Origin of the sequence: Belliella alkalica (assembly GCF_022549785.1) — a bacterium.
GTDB classification, from domain to species: Bacteria; Bacteroidota; Bacteroidia; order Cytophagales; family Cyclobacteriaceae; genus Belliella; species Belliella alkalica.
On sequence record NZ_JAKZGO010000006.1, the window covers coordinates 65,441 to 83,298 of the forward strand.

General features: G+C 36.4%; 15 protein-coding genes. 8 read left to right on the forward strand and 7 right to left on the reverse strand.

Annotated elements, in window-relative coordinates:
• The first annotated feature begins 59 nt into the window (after positions 1 to 59).
• Genes recQ through MM213_RS08885 form a run of 4 tightly spaced genes read left to right on the forward strand, consistent with a single transcriptional unit; the run spans position 60 to position 5,526 of the window.
• A complete protein-coding gene (gene recQ / locus MM213_RS08870; RefSeq protein ID WP_241411482.1) occupies positions 60 to 2,237 on the forward strand; it encodes a DNA helicase RecQ in 2,178 nt (725 codons plus the stop codon).
• Positions 2,238 to 2,251: 14 nt separating this feature from the next.
• Positions 2,252 to 3,550 carry a phosphoribosylamine--glycine ligase gene (gene purD, locus MM213_RS08875; protein ID WP_241411484.1) on the forward strand — a complete coding sequence of 433 codons (1,299 nt, stop codon included), beginning with the start codon at positions 2,252 to 2,254 and terminating at the stop codon, positions 3,548 to 3,550.
• 43 nt (positions 3,551 to 3,593) lie between these two features.
• Positions 3,594 to 5,063: a PSP1 domain-containing protein gene (locus MM213_RS08880; RefSeq protein ID WP_305037285.1), complete on the forward strand. Its 1,470-nt coding sequence runs from the start codon at positions 3,594 to 3,596 to the stop codon at positions 5,061 to 5,063.
• Entirely contained in the window at positions 5,056 to 5,526 is a 471-nt protein-coding gene (locus MM213_RS08885) for a gliding motility lipoprotein GldH (RefSeq protein ID WP_241411486.1), read from the forward strand. Before MM213_RS08880 ends, MM213_RS08885 begins: the two co-directional genes overlap by 8 nt.
• Before the next feature lie 14 nt (positions 5,527 to 5,540).
• On the opposite strand, the gene MM213_RS08890 is transcribed toward MM213_RS08885, so the two are convergent.
• Both MM213_RS08890 and MM213_RS08895 read right to left on the reverse strand, forming a co-directional pair.
• Positions 5,541 to 9,476 (reverse strand): AAA domain-containing protein, encoded by a 3,936-nt coding sequence (locus MM213_RS08890; protein ID WP_241411488.1) that lies wholly within the window; start codon positions 9,474 to 9,476, stop codon positions 5,541 to 5,543.
• A gap of 5 nt (positions 9,477 to 9,481) precedes the next feature.
• Positions 9,482 to 10,294, reverse strand: a complete 813-nt coding sequence (locus MM213_RS08895; protein WP_241411490.1) for an SDR family oxidoreductase — start codon at positions 10,292 to 10,294, stop codon at positions 9,482 to 9,484.
• 255 nt (positions 10,295 to 10,549) lie between these two features.
• Between MM213_RS08895 and MM213_RS08900 the strand changes: the two genes are divergently transcribed.
• On the forward strand, positions 10,550 to 11,170 hold the full coding sequence (locus MM213_RS08900) for a Pr6Pr family membrane protein (protein ID WP_241411492.1): 621 nt from the start codon (positions 10,550 to 10,552) through the stop codon (positions 11,168 to 11,170).
• A gap of 232 nt (positions 11,171 to 11,402) precedes the next feature.
• Here MM213_RS08900 and MM213_RS08905 read toward each other — a convergent pair whose 3' ends face one another.
• Positions 11,403 to 11,549, reverse strand: a complete 147-nt coding sequence (locus MM213_RS08905; protein ID WP_241411494.1) for a hypothetical protein — start codon at positions 11,547 to 11,549, stop codon at positions 11,403 to 11,405.
• A gap of 418 nt (positions 11,550 to 11,967) precedes the next feature.
• On the opposite strand from MM213_RS08905, the gene rlmD reads away from it, so the two are divergent.
• The 3 genes from rlmD to MM213_RS08920 all read left to right on the forward strand — a co-directional run bounded on the left by rlmD (position 11,968) and on the right by MM213_RS08920 (position 14,504).
• Complete coding sequence (gene rlmD, locus MM213_RS08910; protein ID WP_241411495.1) at positions 11,968 to 13,374, forward strand: 23S rRNA (uracil(1939)-C(5))-methyltransferase RlmD; 1,407 nt, start codon at positions 11,968 to 11,970, stop codon at positions 13,372 to 13,374.
• A complete protein-coding gene (locus MM213_RS08915; RefSeq protein ID WP_241274777.1) occupies positions 13,371 to 13,748 on the forward strand; it encodes a hypothetical protein in 378 nt (125 codons plus the stop codon). Before rlmD ends, MM213_RS08915 begins: the two co-directional genes overlap by 4 nt.
• Before the next feature lie 396 nt (positions 13,749 to 14,144).
• Positions 14,145 to 14,504: a hypothetical protein gene (locus MM213_RS08920; protein WP_241411497.1), complete on the forward strand. Its 360-nt coding sequence runs from the start codon at positions 14,145 to 14,147 to the stop codon at positions 14,502 to 14,504.
• Positions 14,505 to 14,526: 22 nt separating this feature from the next.
• Here the strand turns inward: MM213_RS08920 and MM213_RS08925 are convergent, their stop codons facing one another.
• From MM213_RS08925 to MM213_RS08940, 4 genes are all read right to left on the reverse strand, one after another.
• Complete coding sequence (locus tag MM213_RS08925) at positions 14,527 to 15,213, reverse strand: ERCC4 domain-containing protein (protein WP_241411499.1); 687 nt, start codon at positions 15,211 to 15,213, stop codon at positions 14,527 to 14,529.
• 95 nt (positions 15,214 to 15,308) lie between these two features.
• The gene (gene thiL / locus MM213_RS08930; protein WP_241411501.1) at positions 15,309 to 16,340 is read right to left on the reverse strand and encodes a thiamine-phosphate kinase; all 1,032 of its coding nucleotides are present in this window, start codon (positions 16,338 to 16,340) and stop codon (positions 15,309 to 15,311) included.
• A gap of 1 nt (position 16,341) precedes the next feature.
• On the reverse strand, positions 16,342 to 16,746 hold the full coding sequence (gene mce / locus MM213_RS08935; RefSeq protein ID WP_241411503.1) for a methylmalonyl-CoA epimerase: 405 nt from the start codon (positions 16,744 to 16,746) through the stop codon (positions 16,342 to 16,344).
• A gap of 461 nt (positions 16,747 to 17,207) precedes the next feature.
• A complete protein-coding gene (locus tag MM213_RS08940; protein ID WP_241411505.1) occupies positions 17,208 to 17,804 on the reverse strand; it encodes a hypothetical protein in 597 nt (198 codons plus the stop codon).
• Positions 17,805 to 17,858: the final 54 nt, after the last annotated feature.

The following is a 17,858-nucleotide window of genomic DNA, read 5'->3' on the forward strand; positions in this document are numbered from 1 at the left end:
AAGAAATCCTTAAAGTTTAATGAATACCCAAAAGCGGAACATTAAAACGTCATTGTGAAGTGGATCAATCAGTAAAAGAAAATCTAAAAGAAATATTTGGTTTCAGTCAGTTTAGAGGAAATCAAGAAGCCATCGTTGATAACATCTTGGGAGGTAGCAATACATTTGTAATCATGCCAACAGGTGCAGGCAAATCACTATGCTATCAGCTTCCAGCAGTAATCAAAGATGGTACAGCTGTAGTCATATCACCTTTGATTGCATTGATGAAAAATCAAGTTGACCAACTCAATGCCTTTGGTATCAACGCATACTTTCTGAATTCAACTCTAAACAAATCAGAGACGACGAAAGTCAAAAAAGAAGTTCTTGCAGGAAAGACAAAGCTTCTATATGTAGCACCAGAGTCTCTTACCAAGGAAGAAAACGTCCTTTTCCTGAAAGAAGCAAATATCAGCTTTGTGGCAATAGATGAAGCGCATTGTATCTCAGAATGGGGACATGATTTCAGGCCTGAATACCGCAGAATCAAATCTATCATCGCCCAGATAGGTGAAAAATTGCCAATTATCGCACTCACTGCTACCGCTACCCCAAAAGTACAACAAGACATTCAGCGAAATCTTCAAATGGAAGAAGCTGATTTGTTTAAGTCTTCCTTCAACAGAACTAACCTTTACTACGAAGTAAGGCCGAAGGTGAAAAATGAGACCAAAAAACAAATCATCAAATATATAAAAAGCCATAAAGGTAAGTCAGGCATCATCTATTGCTTAAGTAGAAAAAAAGTAGAAGAAATAGCTTCTCTACTAAAAGTAAATGGAATCAATGCAGCACCATATCATGCAGGATTGGATCAAAGTGTCAGAATCAAAAACCAGGATGATTTTCTTAACGAGGAACTTGATGTAATAGTGGCGACTATTGCTTTTGGGATGGGAATTGATAAGCCTGATGTAAGGTATGTGATTCACTATGATGTACCAAAATCTCTTGAAGGTTATTATCAAGAAACTGGAAGAGCCGGTAGAGATGGTCTTGAAGGCCATTGTCTAATGTTCTATAGATATGAAGATATTGTAAAATTAGACAAGTTCAACAAAGATAAGCCCGTAACAGAACGAGAAAACGCAAAGGTATTGCTTCAGGAAATGGCTGCCTATGCAGAAAGTTCTGTTTGTAGAAGAAAAACGCTTCTTCACTACTTTGGCGAATACATGGAAAAAGACTGTGGCTTCTGTGACAACTGTAAACACCCGAATGAGAAGTTCGAAGGCAAAGATTATTTGGTCTCTGCTATAAAAGCTGTCAAGGAAACCAACAACCGTTTCAATATAGAGCATATTGTCAAGGTAATCAGAGGAGAGCAAAATGACTATATGAAAAGCTATGGTCATGATAAGCTCAGCATCTTTGGTGTTGGTTCTGAAGAGGATGAAAGACTTTGGAAGACCATCATCCGCCAAGCCATGATCAATGATTTCATTGAAAAAGACATAGAAAATTATGGAGTCATAAAAGTAACTGCCAAAGGCTTAGACTACATCAAAGAGCCATACAGCATTTCGATGAGCAAAGACCATGATTTTGAGAAAATGCTACTAGCTGAAGCTAATGATGATATATCAAATGGTGCAAAAGCATATGATGAAAAGCTTTTTGAATTGCTCAAAGCTGAGAGAAAGAAAGTGGCAAAATCAAAAGGATTGCCTCCTTATGTGATTTTTCAAGACCCATCATTGGAAGAAATGGCTACAGTATACCCTACCACTAGAGATGAATTGGCGCAAATAAATGGCGTCGGTATGGGAAAAGTCACTAAATTTGGCTCGTCATTTCTGAAATTGATAGAAAACTATGTCGAGGAAAATGATATCATGACAGCCTCAGATGTAGTCGTCAAAACTGCTGGAAGTAGATCAAAAGTAAAAATCTCAATTATCCAACAAGTAGATAGAAAAATCGATCTTGATGAAATTGCTGAAAATTTGAATATTTCCATGGCTGAATTGCTTCAAGAGATAGAGCAAATCATCTACAGTGGCACAAAATTGAATATCAATTATTACATTGAAAATATCATGGATGAAGAACGAGAGGATATTCTACATGATTATTTCATGACTGCAGAAACGGACAACATCAAATCAGCTTTGAGTGAACTCGAAGATGAAGATTTTGCCGAAGAAGAAATCCGTGTGTATAGAGTGAAATTCATCTCTGAACACGCAAATTAAACTGAAATTCACAAATGAATATATTATTATTAGGAAGCGGAGGTAGAGAACATGCCTTTGCTTGGAAAATTGTAGGCAGCCCGAAATGTTCAAAACTTTTCGTAGCACCAGGAAATGCAGGAACTGCCCAAATTGCACATAATGTTTCGATTGGCATCAATGATTTTGAAGCTATCACAGAATTTGTATTGGAAAACAATATCGGAATGGTGGTAGTGGGTCCTGAGGAGCCTCTTGTAAAAGGAATAGTTGATTATTTTCAAGCGAACCCAGCTACAAAAAACCTACCTATCATTGGCCCAGGTCAACTTGGAGCTACAATGGAAGGGTCTAAGGACTTTTCAAAGCAGTTTATGGAACGAAACAATATTCCAACAGCTGCTTCAGAGACTTTCACAAAAGATAACATCGACCAAGCTTACAAGTTTATTGATGCACAGACCATTCCAGTTGTTTTGAAAGCAGATGGTTTGGCAGCAGGAAAAGGTGTTTTGATCTGCCAAAGCCACCAAGAAGCGAAGGAATCTCTTCGAGAAATGCTTGTGGACAACAAATTTGGCGAAGCCTCATCAAAGGTTGTGATAGAGCAATTTCTCGATGGCATAGAGCTTTCTGTTTTTGTGGCAACAGATGGAAAAAGTTACAAAATCCTCCCTGAGGCAAAAGATTATAAGAGAATAGGCGAAGCCGATACAGGTTTGAACACTGGCGGTATGGGAGCTGTAAGCCCTGTTCCATTTGCAGATGCAGATTTTATGCAAAAGGTGGAGGAAAGAGTGATCAAGCCTACTGTAAGCGGACTTCACAAAGAAAACATTAGATACACTGGATTTCTATTTATCGGCTTGATGAATATAGGAGGCGATCCATATGTGATCGAATACAATGTCCGAATGGGTGATCCAGAAACTCAAGCTGTCCTTCCAAGGATAAAAAGTGATTTCGTCGATTTACTATACTCCATGGGTACGATGCAACTGGATGAATATAGAATTGAATTAGAATCATTTACCACCACCACAGTCGTGTTGGTAGCAGGTGGATATCCAGGAGATTATAATAAAGGCGACAAAATTTCAGGCTTAAGTAAGCAAGTAAAGGATAAAAATTCGTTGGTATTCCATGCTGGCACTACGCTAAATTCGGATGGCGATGTATTGACAAACGGCGGAAGAGTACTCGCCATTACTGGTATAGGTCAAGATGTAGAATCTGCACTTACAAATGCATACAGCAAAGTAGCTGAAATCACTTGGGATGCTCAGTATCACAGAAAAGATATTGGTCAGGATATTCTGGCATTAGTAAAGTAAACCCAATTTAACGAGGAGCGAAAGGCTCCCTTTTGATATAATTATGGCAGGATGTAGTAGCTGCTCTACCACCACCGGATCGAGTGGAGGATGCCAAAACAACGGCACTTGTGGTACGAGCGATTGTAATAAAATGAATGCATTCGACTGGCTATCCCATATGGGAATCCCAGTTGTAGATAAGTATAACGTAGTCGAAGTAAAATTTAAGGGCGGTAGAAAAGAATATTACCGCAATGTAGATCACCTTCAACTCACTACTGGAGACCCTATTGTCGTAGATGTCCCCAATGGACATCACATTGGCTGGGTTTCATTACAGGGAGAATTAGTACGTCTTCAAATGCAAAAACGGAAAATCAAGGATGATGATAGCATCCTAAGGATATACCGTGTCGCAAATCAAAAAGACATAGAAAAATGGGAAGAATCAAAGAATCGAGAAGTCCCTACTATATACAGAACAAAGCAAATCATTGATGAGCTGAAGCTTGACATGAAATTGTCTGACGTGGAGTTTCAAGCTGACAATTCTAAAGCTACATTTTACTATTCTGCAGAAGATAGGGTAGATTTTAGAGAACTGATCAAACTGCTCGCCTCGGAGTTCAAAATCCGTGTAGAAATGCGTCAGATTAGCCTAAGACAGGAAGCGGGAAGATTAGGTGGAATCGGTGTTTGTGGAAGGGAACTTTGCTGCTCTACTTGGATTCATGACTTCAAAAGTGTCAGCACTTCTGCTGCCAGATACCAAAACCTTTCCCTAAACCCAACAAAGCTTTCCGGTCAATGCGGTAGGTTAAAATGCTGCTTGAATTATGAGTTGGACACTTATATGTCTGCACTGGAGGATATCCCGACTGTAGAAAAACCATTGTTCACTGAGGCCGGACCAGCAAAACTTCAAAAGACGGATATTTTCCGGAAACTGATGTGGTTTAGCTACAACAATGAAAACAACTGGCATTCCATTACCTGCGAACGTGTGAAGGCTATTCAGTTAATGAATGCAAAAGACATTAAGCCTTTTGACCTACAAAATGATCACTCTAAAGATGCTGAAGATAAAATCAGTAGGTCTAATATGGAGTTGGAGGCCCTCGATAAAAAGTTCAGTACGACAACTACGAGGAAAAAGAAGAAAAAGAAGAAACCTAGAAGTCGCGTGGAAGGAGAAACTACTCCTCAAGTTGATTCTACCCAAAGGCAAAACAAGCCCGCGCCACAAAACCCAAAAAATCCAAATGCTTCCACTGAACCTAAAGAGGGTAACAGAGATAGGAATAGATTCAAAAAGAACAGGATGGGGAGAAAAAATGTGGACCAAAATAATAAAACCGAGAATAAAGTAGAAGGGAATAAAAATACCGGAACACCAAAACCTCGGAATACCCCAAGGCCAAAGCCAGAAGGAAACGCTGAAAACAAACCAAGAGAGAACAAACCGGCGGGTAAAAGAAGATATCCACCAAGAAATAGAGGAGACCAAAACAAAGGTGATCAAAATGAATAAAATAGGTGGTTTATTTCTTATCCCATTTATATTGATATTGGTTTTTTCCTGCAATAGCGATAGGGTTTTTGAAGATTATAAGGGAATGGAAACGCAATCTTGGCACATTGCTGATACAGTTGCTTTTGATTTACCTCAATCAGATGAAGCTATAAGTTCATTAATCGGGATCAAATACAATGTTGATTATCAGTTTAGAAACCTTTATGTCAAGTATTTTCTTTCTGATAGTCTTGGGAATAAATTTGAATCGCAATTGCTTAATGTATCCTTGTTTGATAGTAAAGAAGGCCGGCCCACAGGGGCTGGTTTTGGTAGTTCTTATACTAGATTTGACACTTTACCTTTGCAAACAAAAAAACAATTCTCCAAAATCGAGTTTGTACAATATATGCGCGTAGAAGATTTGAAAGGGATTGAAGCTATAGGCTTCAAACAGGTAGAAAAAGAGTCCGATAATTAGAAAATCGGACTCTTTTATTTTTCAAGAATATCTTTTCCCATCCAATATTGACGGCTAAAGTAAAAATGATACGGCCACGATTTTTGCTTCAGTTGCATACAGTGATAGACAAAAGCTTCCTTGGAACTGCTAGCATTATAAAGTCTTTGGTCATCCGTCAAAATGGCTTCTACATAGCCCTCCACTTCTTTCTTGACAGCTAAATCTACCCATGAAGATTCTCGATAATTTGATATATTGACTCCATTACTCGTGGACAACAACCTGCTTTTTAGTGTCCAACTTTCTTCGAAACCTGAACTAGTATTTTGATCATATTCTACAGATTTCCCTTTTGATAAATCCTCCACAAACCTTAAGTACTTCTTAAGCATATCAATACCAGGATTATTGAGTTGCTCTTTTTTAAAATCCTTAGATGTCAGACTTGTAATTAAACTGATCTTTCTCTTCGCTCTTGTGATTGCGACATTCAACCTATTTTGACCACCATTTTTGGAAAGCATACCAAAGTTAGCTATCAATCTTCCTGCTTTGTTTTTCGCATATCCTATGGAGAATATGACCCAATCAAATTCATCCCCCTGCACATTTTCTATATTCTTGATTGATAATTGACTGTGATCAATAGACTCATCCATTTCAGCCAATTTTGATATCAATTCCATCTGAAAAAAATTAAAAGTGATGACTCCAATAGAATAATTTGGATGGATCTTCTGCACTTTTTTTATGGTTTCTAGCACTGTCTCAGCTTCAACCTTATTTGTTTGATTTTCCCATATTCCATCGACATGAATAAACTCAAAGGGTATTTCATTGGCATTCACCAACTCTCTTTCAGTCAGCATTTCCAACTTATTTTGATAGAAGTGATGATTTGAAAACTCAATCAGCGGTTTTTGAGAACTTCGGTAATGTCCTTTCAGCCAAAACTTTTTGAAAAAACTGGACGATAGATCTAGCAATGACTCTGTATCTACTTCCAATCCCTCTTCGTCGGAATCCACCCTGACCTGATACATGTCAAAAGGCTGTAGCTGTTGGGAATCTCCAGCAATCACAACTTGCTTGCCTCTTAGCATGGCTGGAAGTCCTCGTTCTACATAACATTGGGATGATTCATCAAAGATGACCAAGTCAAAATTTTGCTTCAAAGGAAACAATGCTGAAACCGTCTCTGGCGAAGCCATCCAACAAGGCATTAAGTTAAATACCTCTTCCTCAAAATTTTCCACCAACTTCTTGATGGACCACAGCTTTTTCTTCTTACTTACTTGGTGCAGTAATTCCCTATAAGTTGTTCTATTATTAAGTCTATTAAATTCAAGTTTTTTAAACGTCTGTTCCCGAATCCTGAGCTCGGAAATATGCTGCGACAAACTCCATTTCTCTTCTACAGCATCTATCAAATCTTTATGTAAGTTCAGAAACTTTACTGTACCAACCTCTCTCAAAACAGGATATTTTGACTCAATATGATCTATCCAAGCAGTACTCAGACCTACCAAAAACAAATAACTCAATTGTTCATATTCGTGGTCTGGAAATTCATCCAAAAGCTTTTCCATTACTTGGATATCTGTCACAGAAAGCCTTTTTCTCAATTTATCAAATTCCACCAATTCCTCGAAAACGTGTGGTATTTGCTCTTTTTGTTCCAAAAAAGATTTTTCAGGAGCATGCGAAATCAGATGTTGAATCTGTATTTTACTCAAATAAATACTCCATGAATCAATTTTTGACTCCAATTTCAAAATGAAATTTTCAATTCTATTGATCAAACTTAAAACCTCCTTTGATGATGAATCTGAACTCAAAATTGCATTTTCCAAGCCCTCTAAATCCTTCATCACCAATCTAGCTTGGATAGCATCTAAGTGCGTTGAGGAAAAATGATTGAATGTAGAAAAGTCAAATGGCTTTTGGGGCAAGTTCAACCAATCTTTTTGGTTGAGCAATGTATATTGGTGATTGAGGTTTAATCTGTTTTCCAATTTCTTTACCAACAAACTAAAATCATGATCATTTTCCTTCAAATGATGTGTTTTGATCAACTCGATTACTCTACTGAATTTATTTTTGTTGAATTTCAAATTGATTTTACCCCACCATGATTTTCTACTTTCTATATATTCCAACAATTCTGACAAAGTATCCTGAACTTCCCCATCTGGAATTTCCCACTCCACCCCTTCTTCGGAAAGCAAAGATTTTACTGTTTCGAATTTATTTTCTAACCAAAGAAGATCAAAAACATCACTCGGTTGGTCAATGATATCATCAAAAACAATTTGTCTATCTAAGAGGTGTAAATATTGCTTGAATTTGCTTAAGCTTGCCTTTTTCTCAAAAATCGAGAATAAAAAAGATGCGTTTAGCCCATCAATTCCCGCAAACTCTTTACCAAAATCCGATTTAATACTTTCGATCTCCGAAAGAATTTCTTTCAAACGCTTCGAAGCTGTCACACCAAAACTGCTAAAATCAACTCTGTGAAGCCAAAATGAACGCGAATTTTGATACTTTTTGTAATAAATCTCATATTCCTTCAAATCTCTCAAAAAATCAGCAACTCGGTCCCAAGTGAAACTCTTGTAAAATTGGGTCAGATCAATAGACTCATCATCAAGTTTTGACGTCATGTAGAGCTGTTTGATTGGTATTCCACATTCTTCAGTATTAAAAAGACTTTTTTTATAATCATCAAAATAATCCAAAGAAGTGTCTATAGACCTGGATAGTTGAGAGAATTGACGTTCGTACTGAATTGCATCAATTCCCCTATTTAACTCTTGATAGTGATCAATAGAATCGATTTGAGCTTTCAGCTTCTGAAAAAGCAGCTTCCTATCAGTCCTAAAATCATGAATCAACCCCAAAAAGGCTCCAAACCCTTTTTCTTCAAGTCTATTATAGACCACATCTAAAGCAGCTCTTTTTTGAGAGACTATCAGCACTTTTTTGCCTCTGGAAATGTAATCTACCGCCAGATTACTGATCAACTGAGACTTCCCAGTGCCAGGAGGCCCTTCGACCACACAAGAATCACCTGATCTCACGGCTTTTACTACAGCTTCTTGACTTGCATCCAAAGGAAAAACATTATACAATTGGTCTTCCCTTGGTGAGCTTGACTCTTCCTCCTTCGCAAAACGGGCAGCAAGCAAGTCTTCGAGATCGGACTCATTTTCTGCTATCAATTGCTCATAATCTTGAATCAAAAAGCTCGTTTTCTGTGAAAATTGTCCCAAAATAGCATAAGGTCTTAATTTGAGTACACCAGAAGCTAACTGCTCTTCATCAATAGTCTTACTGTTTTCAGGAAATCCAGCTAGCTTTTGCTCATACAGTTCTTGGTTAAAATTTATGGAAAAATTTTCTTTTAGAAAATCATAAATCTTCGACAAAAAACCAGTAACCTCATTTGGTGCTTCTTCAAAAATATGCTCATCCTTGATAGCAGGCGCCAAATATGCTCGCTGATAAGCCAATATAAATGTTTTGTTGAAAATGATCTGTGAAGAAGCATTTCTTTTTATAACCCAATTGTCATCTTCCTTTGTAAGAGTAACAGAAAAAAACAGCAAGGGACATCTTATGATTTGATCATTTATCAATTTGCCTTCTACGAAAGGATAGGCAACATAAAGACTTTTCTCTCCAGTTTCTTCTTCTGTTGTTTTTACTTGTTGGAAAATTGATTGAAGATTTTTTGAAAAATGGTTAAGCTGCTTGTCTCTTGGGTCAGAAGTAGAAATCAAGGGAATGGATTTTTCTCCCTGGATCAATTCCCTGATATATTCGTATGGATCAGAATGCTTTAGGAATTCAAGACTTTTCAAGTCAATCATTTGTGAAGAAAAAAGCTTTGGGAGATACAAAGACCTATTTCTACTGGAGAGATCCGTCAAACGATTAAGATATACCTGAAAAGTGTTTTTGACCATATTTGCTATTTGAATGGGGAATCTTTTTCTTTTGCCATTTGATTATAGACCACTCCATCCATGATTCCCGGTATCCATTTGTTCAAAAATACCGCCAATTTTCCTTGAGTTGTCAAAACAATCTCTCTTTTTCTTTTGGAGGTTGCATTCAGGATATGCTCTGCAACTTCTTCAGGAGACATCATTTTTGCTTCATCACGTGGAGAAGCACCTTGAGGGGAGCCATCGGCAAGCAATGCATTTGATCTGATGTTAGAAGCAGTGAAGCCAGGGCATGCCACCAATACATGTACATCTTTTTTTAGCAACTCAGTACGTAAGGATTCAAAAAAGCCGTTCATCGCAAATTTGCTGGCAGTATATGCAGTCCTAGCCGGAGTTCCTCTGTATCCATTTATTGACGAAATCCCAATGATACTGCCTTTGTTTTGAGTAATTGACTCCAAACAATATTTCGTAGCGTAAACTGAGCCCCAAAAATTGATATCCATTACCTTTTTGAATACTTCAATATCCAAATCTTGAAAAAGGGCCCGCATCGAAATACCTGCATTGTTGATTAAAATATCTATTTTCCCAAATTGGGAAATTGCAGTCTCAGCCATTCTTTTATTGTCCTCTTCTAACGCTGAGTCTGCCAAAACACCTACCGCCGCAATTCCATGGTTTTGTAGTTTGACCAATGAATTATCAAGCTTAACCTGACTTCGACCTGTTATCACCACCTTTGCACCCTCTTTGCCAAACGCCAAAGCACATGCCTCACCTATTCCTGATGTTGCTCCTGTGATGATAACTACCTTTTCCTTAAATTTCATTTCATTTTAATTTGACTGCAAAGATAAAAATTTAGCATGTATGCCTAGCGGTGATTAATTTTTTTGATCAATTTTCTGATTTTTGGAACATGCAACATTTTTTTGATGCTTCTTTTGAAAGAAACCTTCATTTTGAGCATCAACCTTGATCATTTTTCAATTTATTGATAAAATTCATTTAATTGGAGAAATTTCTTAAATCTTAAGACATTCAAGCTTAATAATGTTTTGAGATTATCTAACTTCCAGCTAAAAATGAAAAGAAAACTAGCGATTTTATTCGCAATAATTGCCTGGTTTGCAGTAATTGTTCAGTTTTATATAATGATAGAAAATAGGGTTTCTTCAATATCAGAAACTGTCATTAGATTTTTTAGTTTCTTTACCATTTTGACAAATATCATTGTCGCAATATATTTCTCAAGTCAATCCACCAAAAGTAAAGTCTCTGGATTTTTTGATCAACCTGGCAGACTTACTGCTGTCACTGTTTATATATTGGTAGTTGGGTTGGTATATCAATTTGTCTTAAGGCAAGTCTGGGAACCTACAGGAATGCAAAAAGTGGTTGATGAATTGCTCCACTCAGTGACGCCAATAATTACTTTGATCTATTGGTTTCTATATGAAAAAAAGAAAATGGTCAAATGGTCTGAAGTTCCAAATTGGCTAATTTATCCAGCTGTCTATCTTATTTACATCCTTTTTAGAGGGGATTTTTCCGGATTCTATCCCTATCCTTTTGTCAATGTCCCCGAGATAGGCATTCAACAAACATTGATCAATTCCTTTTTTGTTTTGATACTTTTTTTAGTGCTTTCGTATGGAATGATTTTGATTGGTAAAGGTTCTGTGGCAAATTCTAAAGACACTTAAAAAATTCAACTCTTTCAGAGTTGGAAGCAGATGGCATTATTTGTATAGCTTTTTTCCTCCGCATTGACATGCGGAGTTAATTAAGGTTTATCCCCGTTGGGGATAGTAGTACGCTTTAGTTCCTGGAAGGAACAAATTTGAGTAACCCCGGATAAAATCCAGTGGACAATGAAATCATTTCACTAATCTTACTGACAACTCCAAAGGAGTTGAATTTGAAAAGGATGAATCTTTAATTATTAGAATCTTTTTCAATAACAATCTGATAAAAAAAATTCCAATCCAATTGATCAATAAGGTCAATTACAACAGCTAATTCTGCATTCTTAGAAATGGTTTTTTCTCTAAGTCCATAATCCGAAATCAACTTAACTTTCATTATTATCCAATATGTATTTTCGCAATTATGCCCGTATCCAAATTTATATAGGTAAATACCTTAAGTTCAATGCTGTCGTCAGTTGAGAGACGACCGTCGACGATTATCTGCATGATATCATGCGAAAATTCACCTCCTGGTGTCATTGCGGAAAATCATATTATCCAATATGTATATCCGTTTTCATACCAGTAGAATCTAAATAATTGAATTAACCTGTGATTTCGAACCAATATCAATAAATATCCAATATCTATTAGTATCAGTTTGCCAAAAAACAATCGTTTAATTGATTAGTGGCATGATTGCGGAAAATCATATTATCCAAATAAAGATTTGACCTTATTGCATCCAAAATATGAAAAGCATATTTCAATAATACCCATTTACATTGACTTTTTTGATTAATTTTGCGCCCATGTCGAGAAAAATGAAAAATAAGGTTGTCGAGAACCTGACTATTGAGAGAATTGCTACTGAAGGGAAATGTGTTGGACATCATGAAGGTAAAGTGGTATTTGTTCAGGGCGTGGCACCTGGAGATGTCGTAGATGTAAGAATCACCCGAGGTAAAAGCTCCTTCATGGAAGGTGAGGCCATTAAATTCCATGAATTTTCAAAAGATAGAATTGACCCATTTTGCTCCCACTTTGGCACCTGCGGAGGCTGCAAGTGGCAACATATCAATTATGATTTACAAAAAACCTATAAAAGACAGCAGGTTGTAGACCAGTTTACCCGAATCGGTAAAGTAGAAATTCCCGAGGTACAACCGATTATAGGCTCTGCAAATACACAATACTATAGAAATAAGCTTGATTTTACTTTTTCGAATAACCGTTGGCTTACACGCGAAGAGATTGACTCAGGAGCAGAATTCGAGAGAAATGCACTTGGTTTTCATATTCCGAAGATGTTTGACAAAATTGTAGATATCGAACATTGCTACCTTCAGGGTAATATTTCAAATGATGTAAGAAATGAATTGAGAAAATTTGCACTAAGTAACGCGCTTTCATTCTATGACATCAGAAATCAAGTTGGCCTGCTTAGAAACCTCATCATCCGAACCACAAGCACTGGCGAAAGCATGGTCATTGTTCAGTTTGGTGGTGACAATGAAGCAGAAATTGACTTGGTGATGAATTTTCTTCATGAAAAATTCCCGCAAATCACTGCATTGCTTTACATCATCAATTTGAAGAAAAACGAGACATTCAATGATCTTGAAGTGGTGACTTTTGCTGGAAAAGACTACATTGAAGAAGAAATGGAAGGGTTGAAATTCAGAATTGGTCCAAAATCATTTTACCAAACCAACTCAGACCAAGCATATGAACTATACAAAGTCACGAGAGAATTTGCGGGATTGAAAGGAGATGAGGTAGTTTATGATTTGTATACAGGAACAGGTACGATTGCAAACTTTGTTGCCAAGCAAGCCAAACAAGTCATTGGGATCGAATACGTAGAGGCAGCGATAGTTGATGCCAAGCTAAATTCCAAAGTCAACGGATTGGAAAACACGCTATTCTATGCAGGTGACATGAAGGACATGCTGAATGACGAATTTATCGCGGCGCATGACAAACCTGATGTCATTATCACAGATCCACCGAGAGCCGGTATGCATGATGATGTTGTCAACATGCTCCTTAAACTGGAAGCTCCAAAAATCGTCTATGTAAGCTGCAATCCAGCGACTCAAGCAAGAGATGTTGCTTTGCTTTCAGAGAAATATAGTGTAGATAAAATTCAACCTGTAGATATGTTCCCACAAACTTATCATGTTGAAAATGTAGTACTCCTAACCCTGAAATCATGATATCAGACTTTAACGACCCGGAATTGAGTGGAAAATACCTTGGAACGATCACCAAGGATTTTCTTAATGTTTCAGAAATCCTCAAAGAAGCTTCTTATCAAGTCAGAAGTAGGAAATTCTCCAAATTCCCCATTTTCCCAATATCCAAGGAAGAACAACCTATCGGTCAGCTCCTCTTGGGAAAAGAAGAGAAAAATCTTGATTGGAATTATTACATTACCTATATCGATGAATTTATCCAAAGAAAATTGATCGCAGAGGAACTTCGGGAAGAATTCGAAAACAACTACAAAAACCCTGATGAATTCTGCTGCCTTTTCGTGATGGATAAGGAGTTTACGAGTTTTGTTTATATTCCATTTCCAGAGGAGTAGCAATGAGCTCGCAAAGGGGGTGGAGGAGCAAAGGAGCGAAAGGGATTGAGAAATTGGAAGAACTTGTCCAGAGTATTGGGATTGGAAAATTGAAAAATTAGAAGATTAGAAGATTTTTGGATTAACTTGTCTGATGGGGTTGATTGGAAGTTTGGGAATTGGAATGTTCAAAAGTTACAAAGTTGGAAGGTTAGGGAGTCCTCGTAATGTGGGTGTCTTTGTGCAATGAACATCTTTTCCGTTTAGGGGAATTATACTGGTACAAAAATATTGGAAGAGCTTGTCCGTTGCAGAGGATTTGATAATTCATTGATTTATTGAGAGATTTTTACCATTTTCATTTACGCCTACTTTTCTTCCTTTTTCTCTCTTCCAAAAACTTTCTAATTCCAGAATATGGAGATAGACTATGATAATAGTCCACAAGATGCTTTAGATTTTATATTTTCATCTAATAAATGGATTGAGGAAACACAAACTCAAGAAGTGAAAAATAAACTGACTGAACTTACAAAACTTATTGGTTCTTATCAAGAAAATGAAGCCATTGCTAATAAAAGCGTTGGTCAAAACTATTTGCTTTATACATTTCTTGTAAAACATGATCGCCAACCTATAAGGTTTATGTTTATCTATTATAAACCAAAAGATAAATGGCAATTACAGAAATTCCAATACTATGACAATTTAGAAAATGAGTTAATTGAGGCATCCAGTGCTTACAGACTAACTGAAAATCTCCCATGTGATCAGTAGAGAATTTCTTTATTGAAATAGTTCAATTCACTTCATTCAAAATAACCTTCATTTTCTGCACAGTGGATTTCCCTATTCCTATTACAGAAAGTAAATCTGATTCTGAGGCATTGAATATATGCTGAAGGCTACCAAAATGATTCAGTAGGTATTCTGCCCTATCGGCACCAATTCCTGGAAATCCTTCAAGGATATGGATTTTTTGTTTTAAAAACTTATCTGATTTCTGAAATTTAGGCTTCAATCGTGGATGAAATTTACAATCTGCCAATTTATCCTTTGTAAGTTGTTTGAAAGATTGGAGCATAACTGAAACAGTTTCTTTCCGAGTCTTAGCTCTTATAATAGGGATTTTGAAAATCAAGGATACAGACATTAAAATTGCTTGAACTGCATTTTTGCTAAAACCTAAATTCTTGTATTCTCTTTTTCGACCTTCCAAAATCAGACAAGCAGGTACTTTTGAATTCGCCAACTTACCAGCCTGCTTAAAAAATCTTCCATCTTTAATAGAAGCACTAAAATCTGAAGGGGTTTTTCTCTCAACAATTAATTCCGAATCTAGAAGATAATCCCCTACAAGCAACCGTTCTTTCCTTACAATGATGTTTTTGTAAAAAAGCAGATACTCAAGCATCGCATCAGGCTCCCTATCATCAATCACAATCTCCAACGGATAAAGCTTCGACCCACTCAAAAAATCCTTCATATAGTTAAAAGTTGATTACATCTAAAAATAAAGAAAAAACCAACTATTTTCAATATTAAAGGGAATATTTCGCTCCCTTTAATATTGAAAATAAATTAAAAATGCTTCCAACCTTGAGCCTTTAATTCTACAACTGTACCGCTCTTGGTGACTAGATTTTTGCCATTGTCTGGCTTGGTTGTGTGTCCGATAAAGTGGATGTCTGCATGCTTTTCCAATTTTTCAAAATCCTTTTGATCTATCGTAAACAGCAATTCATAATCTTCTCCTCCATTCAATACACAAGTAATCGGATCAAGTCCAAGCTCCACGGCTGTATCATAAGTTTGCTTGTCGATTGGCAACTTATCTTCATAGATCGTCACGCCAACATTAGATGCTTTGCAGATATGAAAAAGCTCAGAAGCTAGTCCATCGGAAATATCCAACATACTCGTAGGAACTACTCCCAATTCTCGCAATTCATGAATGATATCCATCCTAGCATCTGGCTTCAACTGACGGGCTGTCACAAAAGTGTATTTATCCAAATCAGGTTTCATATCAGGATTTGCCATAAAAACCTGTTTCTCCCTTTCCAAGATCTGCAATCCTACCAATGCACCACCCAAATCGCCAGTGGCACAGATGATATCATTGGTCTTGGCTCCTGACCGATATGATAGCTCTTCTTTTTTTGCTTCACCTATAGCTGTGATCGAAATAACCAAGCCTGACCTAGAAGCAGTAGTATCTCCACCAACCACATCGACATTATAATGCTCTGATGCGGCATTGATACCTGAGTACAAAGCATCGACAGCCTCTACGGAAAAACGATTGGATAAGGCAATACTGACAGTAATTTGTTTTGGAATTGCATTCATCGCTGCTATGTCAGATACATTGACGGCGACGGCTTTGAATCCTACATGCTGAAGTGGTGCATAAGCCAAATCAAAATGTACACCCTCTAGCAACAAATCTGTAGTTACTACCTTCACATGATCGCCAGCTTCGATGACAGCTGCATCATCTCCAATTCCCTTGAAAGTTGACGTGTTTTTGATTTTGATACTTTTATTCAAATGGTCAATCAAGCCAAACTCACCCAATTCACCTATTTCTGTTCTTTTATTATCTTCCATATCAATTGTTTTTTTCCTGACACAATTCTACCAAAACTCCATTAGTAGATTTGGGATGCAAAAATACAACTAATTTATTGTCCGCACCTGATTTTGGAGTTTCATTCAAGATTTCAAAACCTTCAGCCTTGAGTCGTTCTACTTCTGCATAAATATCTTCCACGTCAAAGGCTATGTGATGGATTCCTTCAGATTTTTTCTCTAAATACTTCGCTATGGGACTGTCATCACGTGTTGCTTCCAAAAGCTCTATCTTTGTATCCCCTACCTGAAAAAATGATGTGAGTACACCTTCACCGGAAACTTCCTCTTCTTTATAATTTGATTTCCCCAACAGCTTTTTAAACAGTTCATTTGATTTACTTAAATCTTTAACCGCAATTCCTAAATGTTCAATTTTCCTCATTTCAATTTTTATTTGCCATTTCAAAAATAACACAAACTATACGAGGAACATTAAATTATCATCCAAAAGAATTGTATTATTTCTCCATATGAAACTCATAATGTTGAATGATTCATCAGGTCAATGTCTATTCTTGAATATTATTTATATGCCAAAAAAAATAGAGTTTGGTAAAAATGAATATTAAGTTTTTGGATAAAACATTACAATCACTAAGGGAAAAATTAAAAAATGACTCCACCAGCAGTCGTCCCTTAGAAATAAAAAAAAACACATCTTCAATATTTCAATTTCTTTAATCTACTATCCAAATTTTCTTTCAATAAATAAGACACAACTTTTTTAGAGAGGTCACTTTTTTGAATAAAAAAAATGAAAAAATTTATTATAAAGCTATCGTATGGTTTGAAAAGCTATACAGACAACTCTTTAGAAAAAAATTCGAATTCATTAAATCATCATTAAGCTTGCTGAATTGTATTGAAAACTACAAATGATGGAGATAAAACACTATACTCCTGAAACTCTTCAAATGATGATTCTAAAGTCAGCAAATCAAATTTTATCGTTTCCATGTTATTTAAATACAAGTTAGATCTATTTTGAAAATTTGGACTTTTTAAATGTTTTACAATATTTTCAAACAAAACTTTTTTATCATATAACACTCCTCCTTTGTGATAGAAAATAATTTGAACTAATCTTTTATCCTGAAGACAACCATTATAAGCAGATCTTAGTAATTGGTTCACGCAAAACATCGTAATGTAAAGTGGTCCCCATTGACTATCATCCCCATTCAGCAGGACATATATATAGTGTTTGATTTCATCTTCTTTTAGAATCCCACCAAACTTATACTTCAATACTATCTCAGCACTTTTTGATGGGTCATTCCAACTTATCGCTAGTTTGATACTATCTAACAAATCAACATCTCTAATCTTCTCTGGATTTGGAAACTCAAACAAATGTAATAGTTCCCTGTAATCATACAGAGTCCAAAAATTGGAAATCCAATTAATCTTCTTTATCGACTGAATAATAATTCTTTCCACAAATTGAAATAGTTTCTCCTATTCAATAAGACACGTTGGTCATTTATGGGTCAC